Below are 6005 nucleotides of genomic sequence, written 5' to 3'. Positions count from 1 at the left end.
AGGCGGTCAAAACTTAGAATAAAAAAAAGAAAAAAAAGTTTTGGAAATAAGAAAAAGGTTTCTACCTTTGCACTCCCGAAACGAAGGAAAGAAAAAGCGGAAACGCTGAGTGGGAAAGAAGGGAAAGCCAAAGCGAATTTGGCAGCAAAACAAAAGATGGGAAAACGAAAGTTAACCCGGGTAAAAAAGAGAAGTCAGAGCGATTCTGGCGGACAAAAAAATGAAAGTTTGATCACGACGCAAGAAGTGAGAAGATATACCAAGCGGATCTGAGATAGTGAAGCGACAAGTTCTTTTAAGAAATAGAAAATCATGTAGCGTAACGATCGGAAACTAAACCCTTCCGGTGCGTTATAAGAAAGCGGGAAACTGTATAAAGATACAATGGTGAATAGGGAATAGTGAGTAGTGAATGCAAATTGACTGCTGACAACTGACCACTCATCAAATACAGATTCTATTATTAATAATAGGGTCAGTGAACAAACAAAACATTTTACAATGGAGAGTTTGATCCTGGCTCAGGATGAACGCTAGCGGCAGGCCTAATACATGCAAGTCGGACGGGATTGGAGAGCTTGCTTTCCATGAGAGTGGCGCACGGGTGCGTAACACGTATGTAACCTACCTTGTTCAGGGGGATAGCCTCTCGAAAGAGAGATTAAGACCGCATAACGTTATTGAATGGCATCGTTTAATAACCAAATATTTATAGGAACAAGATGGGCATGCGGAACATTAGCTAGTTGGTAAGGTAACGGCTTACCAAGGCTACGATGTTTAGGGGATCTGAGAGGATGACCCCCCACACTGGTACTGAGACACGGACCAGACTCCTACGGGAGGCAGCAGTAAGGAATATTGGTCAATGGGCGGAAGCCTGAACCAGCCATGCCGCGTGCAGGAAGACGGCCCTATGGGTTGTAAACTGCTTTTATACGGGAATAAACCTACTTACGTGTAAGTAGCTGAATGTACTGTAAGAATAAGGATCGGCTAACTCCGTGCCAGCAGCCGCGGTAATACGGAGGATCCAAGCGTTATCCGGATTTATTGGGTTTAAAGGGTGCGTAGGTGGCTTTTTAAGTCAGGGGTGAAAGACGGCAGCTTAACTGTCGCAGTGCCCTTGATACTGAAGAGCTTGAATCCACTAGAGGTAGGCGGAATGTGACAAGTAGCGGTGAAATGCATAGATATGTCACAGAACACCAATTGCGAAGGCAGCTTACTATGGTGGTATTGACACTGAGGCACGAAAGCGTGGGGATCAAACAGGATTAGATACCCTGGTAGTCCACGCCCTAAACGATGAATACTCGATGTTGGCGATATACGGTCAGCGTCTAAGCGAAAGCGTTAAGTATTCCACCTGGGGAGTACGCCCGCAAGGGTGAAACTCAAAGGAATTGACGGGGGCCCGCACAAGCGGAGGAGCATGTGGTTTAATTCGATGATACGCGAGGAACCTTACCCGGGCTTGAAAGTTAGTGAATAAAGCAGAGACGCTTTAGTCCTTCGGGACACGAAACTAGGTGCTGCATGGCTGTCGTCAGCTCGTGCCGTGAGGTGTTGGGTTAAGTCCCGCAACGAGCGCAACCCCTATGTTTAGTTGCCAGCATGTAATGATGGGGACTCTAAACAGACTGCCTATGCAAATAGAGAGGAAGGAGGGGACGACGTCAAGTCATCATGGCCCTTACGTCCGGGGCTACACACGTGCTACAATGGGCAGTACAGAGGGCAGCTACCTGGCAACAGGATGCCAATCTCTTAAAGCTGTTCACAGTTCGGATCGGGGTCTGCAACTCGACCCCGTGAAGTTGGATTCGCTAGTAATCGCGTATCAGCAATGACGCGGTGAATACGTTCCCGGGCCTTGTACACACCGCCCGTCAAGCCATGGAAGCTGGAAGTGCCTGAAGTGCGTAACCGCAAGGAGCGTCCTAGGGTAAAGTCGGTAACTGGGGCTAAGTCGTAACAAGGTAGCCGTACCGGAAGGTGTGGCTGGAATACCTCCTTTCTGGAGCAGTTTCCACAGTAAGTACTATAACAAGTGTTACCTACATGATTATTTCTTAAATAAAAAACAAAAAGAAAACCCAAAAGATGAAGCCATCTATGTGGAGCGAAGCCGAAAGGTGAGCAAAGGATAAGGTAGGCAGATCATAGTGGGCAGTAATGCAGTTAGCAGTTGGCAACAAGAGCTAACTATAAAGCAAACTGCAAACTACGTACTGCAAACTAAACAAAAAGTCCTGTAGCTCAGCTTGGTTAGAGCACTACACTGATAATGTAGGGGTCAGCAGTTCAAATCTGCTCGGGACTACACTAAAGGCAATGAGTGAATTATTGGATTAGTGAATTAGTGAATCAAATCACTCCTTCACAAAATCACTAAATCGACATTAATCTTTTCGGGGGATTAGCTCAGCTGGCTAGAGCACCTGCCTTGCACGCAGGGGGTCAACGGTTCGAATCCGTTATTCTCCACAAACCCTCCGTTTCCTGAAAGGGATAGGATATCATGCAAATGACCATTTAATTGGAATGGGGTAAAGTTCTTTGACATATTGGAAGAAGTAATTGAAACAAGAGAAAACAACAGAATAGGGACGTTGTTTGGCTGGAATCAAGATAACAAGAAACAAGAGACAAGACTTCGGTCCTGGTTCTTGAATCCTGAAGTCCTGACTCTACGAACAACTAACTAAAATAAAGACATACCATACGGCGCAAAAGGCGTATGAGTAGAAGAAAGTAAGAAAGGGTACACGGGGGATGCCTTGGCTCTCAGAGGCGATGAAGGACGTGATAAGCTGCGATAAGCCGCGGGGATCAGCAAATATGAATTGATCCGCGGATTTCCGAATGGGGAAACCTAACTATCTGAAGGATAGTTGCATAAATGCGCGAACCTGCTGAACTGAAACATCTAAGTAAGCAGAGGAAGAGAAAACAATAGTGATTTCCAGAGTAGTGGCGAGCGAAATGGAAGAAGCCCAAACCTGTTATGTTACGGCATAGCAGGGGTTGTAGGACCACAACATGAATATCAAAATGAACCGGAACGGGGTGGGAAACCCGGCCATAGAGCATGAGAGCTGCGTACGGGTAAGTAATGATAGGATAGTGGAATCCTGAGTACCGCGAGGTCGGAGACGCCTTGTGGGAATCTACCAGCACCATCTGGTAAGGCTAAATACTCCTGAGAGACCGATAGTGAACCAGTACCGTGAGGGAAAGGTGAAAAGAACCCCGAACAGGGGAGTGAAATAGAACCTGAAACCGTGTACTTACAAGCGGTCGGAGCGGAGCAATCCGTGACGGCGTGCCTTTTGCATAATGAGCCTACGAGTTACTCTTCCCTGGCAAGGTTAAGTGTTTAAGACACGGATCCGAAGCGAAAGCGAGTCTGAATAGGGCGTATAGTCAGGGGAGGTAGACGCGAAACCTTGTGATCTACCCATGGACAGGTTGAAGGTGCCGTAACAGGTACTGGAGGACCGAACCGATAAACGTTGAAAAGTTTCCGGATGATTTGTGGGTAGGGGTGAAAGGCTAATCAAACTGGGAAATAGCTCGTACTCCCCGAAATGTTTTTAGGAACAGCCTGGCGGTTGAGTTATAAAGAGGTAGAGCTACTAATTGGGTGCGGGGGAGTCAAATCCTACCAAATCCAGATAAACTCCGAATGCTTTATAATATACGCTGGAGTGAGGCTCTGGGTGCTAAGGTCCAGGGCCGAGAGGGAAAGAACCCAGACCATCAGCTAAGGTCCCCAAATTACTGCTAAGTTGAACTAACGAGGTCCGATTGCACAGACAGCTAGGATGTTGGCTTGGAAGCAGCCATTCATTTAAAGAGTGCGTAACAGCTCACTAGTCGAGCGATCGGGCATGGATAATAAACGGGCATCAAGCAGTATACCGAAGCTATGGATTGCATGTAAATGCACTGGTAGGGGAGCATTCTATATGCCGGTGAAGCAGGAGGGACAACCGACTGTGGAGGTTATAGAAAAGCAAATGTAGGCATAAGTAACGATAAGGCGGGAGAGAAACCCGCCCACCGAAAGACTAAGGTTTCCTGATCAACGCTAATCGGATCAGGGTTAGTCGGGGCCTAAGGTGAAGCCGAAGGGCGTAGCCGATGGACAACTGGTTAATATTCCAGTACTTTTTATAACTGCGATGCGGTGACGGAGTAGTGACACTGACGCGAACTGACGGAATAGTTCGTTAAAGGCCGTAGGTATATGGACTGTAGTTAAGTACGCAGACCATGCTGAAAGCTGATAGTACTTGAAACCTTCGGGGGACGAGATAGTTCAGGTAATCAGACTTCCAAGAAAACCCGCTAAGCTTCAGGTTATAAAAACCCGTACCGTAAACCGACACAGGTAGTCGAGGAGAGAATCCTAAGGTGCTCGAGTGAATCATGGCTAAGGAACTCGGCAAAATGGCCCTGTAACTTCGGGAGAAGGGGCGCTGGCAGCAATGTCAGCCGCAGTGAAAAGGCCCAGGCGACTGTTTAACAAAAACACATGGCTATGCAAAATCGAAAGATGACGTATATGGCCTGACACCTGCCCGGTGCCGGAAGGTTAAGAGGGGATGTTAGTCGCAAGGCGAAGCATTGAATCGAAGCCCCGGTAAACGGCGGCCGTAACTATAACGGTCCTAAGGTAGCGAAATTCCTTGTCGGGTAAGTTCCGACCTGCACGAATGGTGTAACGATCTGGGCGCTGTCTCAGCCATGAGCTCGGTGAAATTGTGGTATCGGTGAAGACGCCGGTTACCCGCAACGGGACGGAAAGACCCCATGCACCTTCACTACAACTTAACATTGATATCGGATACAGGATGTGTAGGATAGGTGGGAGACTGTGATCCAGCTTCGCTAGGAGTTGGTTAGTCAACGTTGAAATACCACCCTTTCTGTATTTGGTGTCTAACCCTGTAAGACGGGGGACATTGTTTGGCGGGTAGTTTGACTGGGGTGGTCGCCTCCAAAAAGGTAACGGAGGCTTTCAAAGGTAAGCTCAGTACGCTTGGTAACCGTACGTGGAGTGCAATAGCATAAGCTTGCTTGACAGTGAGACAGACAAGTCGAGCTGGGTCGAAAGACGGATATAGTGATCCGGTGGTTCTGCATGGAAGGGCCATCGCTCAAAGGATAAAAGGTACGCTGGGGATAACAGGCTGATCTCCCCCAAGAGCTCATATCGACGGGGAGGTTTGGCACCTCGATGTCGGCTCGTCACATCCTGGGGCTGGAGAAGGTCCCAAGGGTTGAGCTGTTCGCTCATTAAAGTGGCACGCGAGCTGGGTTCAGAACGTCGCGAGACAGTTCGGTCCCTATCTGTTGTGGGCGTAGGAAGTTTGAGTGGGGCTGACCTTAGTACGAGAGGACCGGGTTGGACTAACCTCTGGTGAATCTGTTATGGCGCCAGCTGTATTGCAGAGTAGCTACGTTGGGAATAGATAAGCGCTGAAAGCATCTAAGTGCGAAACTAGCCACAAGATGAGACTTCCATTGAGGGTCGTAGGAGACTACTACGTTGATAGGTTACAGGTCTAAAGGTGGTGACATCATAGCCGAGTAATACTAATTGCCCGAAGCTTTCTTCAGATAGAAAACGTGTGGGTATGATAGCAATATCATACCCCACCAAAACAAAAACAACAATGTCTGTTGTTTTCTCTTAACTCAATCACTTCTTTCAATAATATGTCATTGTTGAATAAGTCCATAGTCGATGGTCAATAGTCCATAGTCAGAAATGACTTGGAACTAAAAACTAAAGACTCAGAACTTACAACACTAAAAATATTCAGGTGCCTATATCGGCGGTGTCTACCTCTTCCCATTCCGAACAGAGAAGTCAAGCCCGCCAGAGCCGATGGTACTGCGGTAAAACGTGGGAGAGTAGGTCGGTGCCAAATCTTATCATCCAGCAAGGATGTAAAACTTAAAGCCTCAGCATATCGCTGAGGCTTTTTTTG

The 6005-nt window shown here is 47.5% G+C and carries 1 protein-coding gene, 2 tRNA genes and 3 rRNA genes; all 6 read left to right on the top strand.

What is annotated here, in order from left to right; genetic code table 11:
• Nucleotides 1-273 (top strand): hypothetical protein (locus tag FHW89_RS28555; RefSeq protein ID WP_172338452.1); only part of this gene is annotated, 273 nt, incomplete at its 5' end.
• Nucleotides 274-498: 225 nt separating this feature from the next.
• Nucleotides 499-2020 (top strand): 16S ribosomal RNA (locus FHW89_RS28550).
• A gap of 231 nt (nucleotides 2021-2251) precedes the next feature.
• Nucleotides 2252-2326, top strand: a tRNA-Ile gene (locus tag FHW89_RS28545).
• 90 nt (nucleotides 2327-2416) lie between these two features.
• A tRNA-Ala gene (locus tag FHW89_RS28540) sits at nucleotides 2417-2490 on the top strand.
• A gap of 260 nt (nucleotides 2491-2750) precedes the next feature.
• A 23S ribosomal RNA gene (locus FHW89_RS28535) occupies nucleotides 2751-5631 on the top strand.
• Nucleotides 5632-5833: 202 nt separating this feature from the next.
• A 5S ribosomal RNA gene (gene rrf / locus FHW89_RS28530) occupies nucleotides 5834-5945 on the top strand.
• Together the 16S, 23S and 5S rRNA genes with 2 tRNA genes alongside form the textbook arrangement of a ribosomal RNA operon.
• Nucleotides 5946-6005: the final 60 nt, after the last annotated feature.

The organism is Mucilaginibacter sp. SG564 (assembly GCF_013149275.1).
In the GTDB taxonomy this organism is placed as follows: domain Bacteria; phylum Bacteroidota; class Bacteroidia; order Sphingobacteriales; family Sphingobacteriaceae; genus Mucilaginibacter.
This window is presented reverse-complemented; position numbering and strand designations above follow the sequence as displayed.